Source organism: Candidatus Cloacimonadota bacterium (assembly GCA_020532355.1).
GTDB lineage: Bacteria > Cloacimonadota > Cloacimonadia > Cloacimonadales > Cloacimonadaceae > UBA5456.
In genome coordinates, this window is sequence record JAJBBD010000104.1 from 1 (window position 1) to 3,857 (window position 3,857).

Below are 3,857 nucleotides of genomic sequence, written 5' to 3' on the forward strand. Positions count from 1 at the left end.
AAACAGTGCGCTTTCTTCGGGGTTATCTATATCTATCGCATCCATCGGTGTGCCATCGGTGGGAGAAGTGATAGAAGTATAAACATCATTATCTGTAATGTAGTTTTGCCAATATGCCCCAAGAGTAAAGATGCCAAAATCTTTTTGAAGCGAGCTATTAATGCTAAAAGCATCCCAATCGTAAAAATCTCCGGTTACATCCAGCCTAACAAGATGTGGGCTGTGCAAGCCGATACTGCTTTTATGGCGATAGTCGTTCTGGTTTATGTTCATGGCAGATACATAGTTTCTTTGCATATCTCTATATTCGTGGCGTAAAGCAAGCTCTACTTGAGCATAGTTGATGCTTTTATCTAGGGCTATATGCCAAGAATCTGTTTCCCACGAGTTAGCAAACTTGTTAGAGCTTATCCGATCCGAAAAATTTGCCACAGCCATATTTAACCAAGGATTTTGGAAACTGAATACAGAATGCCGATAGCGGCTGTCAATCTTATAATTTCCCAAATGCCAATAAGATGGATGCATTTCGTAAGCACTGCTTTCTTTTAGATAGGTAGCGATCTCAAAATTCCATAAGAAATCCTTATACCTATATGAAATGGACTGTCGCCCAGAGTTTCCGCTATTAGATAAATCCGTAAAATAGCCATTGTACATTGCGTAATCGAAACCGATGCTGAGACCTCTAAATCCAAAGATATTGCCCTTGGCAAAAGAACCCAACACATAGCGACTATCATAATCCCCCAAAGATCCCTGCAAGCGGGATAAACTTACGGGATAATCGTATTTTTGAGCCTTGACATTCATCCGCGTGCCAGAGTGTTCAAAACTGTGAAACTGTGACAAAAAACCCTGATACAACCAAGTTGAACTAAGCGTTGAGGGAAGCTCAAAACCTTCAACCTGCAAGCTCATCGCTTCGTTCATCAGGCCTGTAACATCAAAATTTGAATAGTAAATTGAACAGTTGTTGGGGTACCCTAAATGATCATAATACCAAGGGTTAGCAAGATTTATCTGACGTCGTTTATCAATGAGCTCTAAAACCTCTGTCTTATCTACCTCAATCAACTCTATACTTTCTTCATCGGGTTCTTCAATCTCTCTTAACATCTGCTCGAGCTCTTCGTCTAAAACGGTTTGCAAACTATCTGGCTCAAGCTGATTCTGATTCAAATCCAATAGGCTTTCATTTACGTCTGCATTCTGAGCAACGAGTACGTAAACACTAATGAATAACAGAATCAAAGCCAGGCGTTTTGTCTGTACCATAAATATGTCTCTTCTATCAGTTCTTTCAGTTTGGGGGGAGGATTCCATCCCAGTAGCTGTTTCGCTTTTTGAGAAGATGCAACCCAGCCTTCAGCCTTTATTTCCCGATATTTATCTAAGTTCAAGGTTACTTCTTTATTGGTAATTCTTCCATATTGCTCTATGCCAGAAAACGCCAACTTAGCGCTAAACGACGGTATAGTTATCTTGTGCATTTGCTTGCCGCTTACTTCGGTTATGGTAGCGGCAATTTCACTTTGGGTATAAACTTGATTATCGGTAGCAAAAAAAATCTCTTTATCCACATGTGTGTTCCCGATAAGATACAACAAAAAATCAGCTAACTGGCTAATATGAATCATGTTGATATAACGTTTTTTTCTACCTATCTGGAGATTTATGCCCATCGCCCCAAGCTTAAACAAAGGCAAAAAATCTGCATCGGAAGGACCATAAACCGAGCACGGACGCACAATATTAAAGGGCTTGTGGCATTGTGTTTGGATAATTTTTTCGGCAATAGCCTTGCTTTTACCATAGGTGCTGATTGGCTGTAAGGGATCAGATTCCTTTTTGGGATTTGTAATTGAAGAGGGACCCGCAGCAGCTTGAGAGCTGATGTAGATTAGCCGAATGGGATGTTTAACCAGGTTAACCGCAGAAACTACATGATGAGTTAAGCCTACATTTGCTGCCAGCATTTCATTTTTGTGCAGAGCTTTCGTTTTACCAGCATTATGGATTAACACATCAATATCTTCTAAGGCATTAGCCAGAGATTCACTTTGAGTAAAATCCACAATCCGCACGGGAATAGGAGCTATCTGGAAAGATTTACGTACAAATGCCACAGGTTCAAAACCTTTATGGTGGAAGTGTTTAACCAGGGTGCTGCCTACAAAACCGTTGGCGCCTGTAATAGCTATTTTCATCGGTCCCCTGTTCTTAAAGAAAAGTGGTGGGCGTTGAGGGACTTGAACCCCCGACATCTTGCTTGTAAGGCAAGCGCTCTCCCAGCTGAGCTAAACGCCCACTGCTTCGGTGTAAGCGCTGGTCGGGGTGAGAGGATTCGAACCTCCGACACCTGGTTCCCAAAACCAGTGCGCTAACCGGGCTGCGCTACACCCCGCAGCAGTTAGCTCACAAAAAATAAGTGCTGCTTTTCTGTCAATAATTTTCTTATCTTTACTTTATAATTACTGTAAACTGCCTATAGTTTGGGATGTGGACACAAAGAGTCAGCAAAACCTGCAACTATTCTGCTATATAGCAGATTATCACATTATTCCGATGCTACGTTCAACAACCAATTCGAAAGAGTGAAATCCTCCGCTACAATAATCGCCCCTACTACATTATGCTGATATCAAGGATGCTTTATCGGGACATCATTCTGCAGATTCGGGAAAATATTCCGGTTAAGCCACGCTAGAGTTATGTTTACGCAACAAGAATCTAAGCACAAACAAATTCACCTACAGATCTTTTTAGTATATATTGCAACGTTTGTTTTTCTACTAAGCTCTTTATTAAGAGCAAATTAATTGAGATGGGGATTATGATGAACTGACCATTATAGCCCAGATAGTCAGAAATATGTTGACAAATAACATGCCTCTCTTCAGCATGCGCCAAAGGAAATGGCAATATGCTGTAACTATTTAGTAATATCACAGTTACCGTATATATATTTGTTCTTTATTGATGATGTAGCTTGCAGTAGCACAACTTGCGGCGTTTTTTAGTTTTACAACTCAAATAACTAAAACAGGAGTTTACACAAAGAATTGATATGAACCAAAGTCGAGACAAAAAACAGATGATCCTCGATGTAGCCTCGAGGGTATTTTCTAAATATGGTTATAATAAAACTTCATTGGATGAGATCGCCACAGAGGCAAGAATCGCCAAGGGAACGATATATTATTACTTTACCAGCAAAGAAGATTTATTCATTAACGTGGTCTCAGAAAAAGCCGATAGCTTCATCGAAGAAATGCAACATAATATTGAAAAAAAGCAAAGTTTTGAAGAGAAGTTGCGTTACTTCTTACAAGCACCAGTAGAGTATATTTGTGCGGAAATGCCAATCTGGTTGGATGGGCTGAAAAGCATCCCCTTTAATAGCAAAAAGCATTTTGAGCAATACAGAATCCAGAACCGCAATAAAATGTTGGAGTTATTAATGGGGATCATCCAAGAAGGTATTGCCGAAGGAATGGTATCCGATCAAATATCGCAAGAACGGCTTTGTGAAGTAATAAACGACTGGTTTCTGATGGGTGATCTTTCCATAATGGTTGTAGATTTTGAAGGTTTTTTAAGCCGGATTGAGCGCGATCATGACGTAATATTGAAATTAATTTTATATGGAATATTGAAAAGAGGTACAACATGAAGAAGTGGATAGCATTAGTGATAGGAACAGGCTGCTGTCTTACTCTTTCGGCGATCACGTTGGGTGAAAGCATCCAATTGGCAAAACAAAACAACAAGGAGTTGCTTGTAGCCACCGAAGAAATATCCAAAGCAGATGAACAATATCGAGACGTGCGAGGCAGTTTATTGCCCCAATTGAA

The 3,857-nt window shown here is 40.1% G+C and carries 4 protein-coding genes and 2 tRNA genes; 2 read left to right on the top strand and 4 right to left on the bottom strand.

The annotated features are described in order from the left end of the window. The 4 genes from LHW48_03690 to LHW48_03705 all read right to left on the bottom strand — a co-directional run. A partial coding sequence (locus tag LHW48_03690) for a hypothetical protein (GenBank protein ID MCB5259561.1) occupies window positions 1-1,278 on the bottom strand: 1,278 nt, incomplete at its 3' end. Next, entirely contained in the window at window positions 1,251-2,210 is a 960-nt protein-coding gene (locus LHW48_03695; protein ID MCB5259562.1) for an NAD(P)-dependent oxidoreductase, read from the bottom strand. The genes LHW48_03695 and LHW48_03690, both read right to left, overlap by 28 nt. A 24-nt stretch (window positions 2,211-2,234) precedes the next feature. Beyond that, a tRNA-Val gene (locus tag LHW48_03700) sits at window positions 2,235-2,310 on the bottom strand. Window positions 2,311-2,329: 19 nt separating this feature from the next. Beyond that, window positions 2,330-2,407: transfer RNA gene (locus LHW48_03705), tRNA-Pro, on the bottom strand. Between the two features lie 663 nt (window positions 2,408-3,070). On the opposite strand from LHW48_03705, the gene LHW48_03710 reads away from it, so the two are divergent. Beyond that, window positions 3,071-3,676: a TetR/AcrR family transcriptional regulator gene (locus tag LHW48_03710; protein ID MCB5259563.1), complete on the top strand. Its 606-nt coding sequence runs from the start codon at window positions 3,071-3,073 to the stop codon at window positions 3,674-3,676. After that, window positions 3,673-3,857, top strand: a 185-nt coding sequence (locus LHW48_03715; GenBank protein MCB5259564.1) for a hypothetical protein, incomplete at its 3' end; no start/stop codon positions are given. The genes LHW48_03710 and LHW48_03715, both read left to right, overlap by 4 nt.

Bases quoted from the DNA above. Each gene is read 5' to 3' on its own strand.
- LHW48_03710 (MCB5259563.1), top strand. From the start codon at position 3,071: ATGAACCAAAGTCGAGACAAAAAACAGATGATCCTCGATGTAGCCTCG.
- LHW48_03695 (MCB5259562.1), bottom strand. From the start codon at position 2,210: ATGAAAATAGCTATTACAGGCGCCAACGGTTTTGTAGGCAGCACCCTG.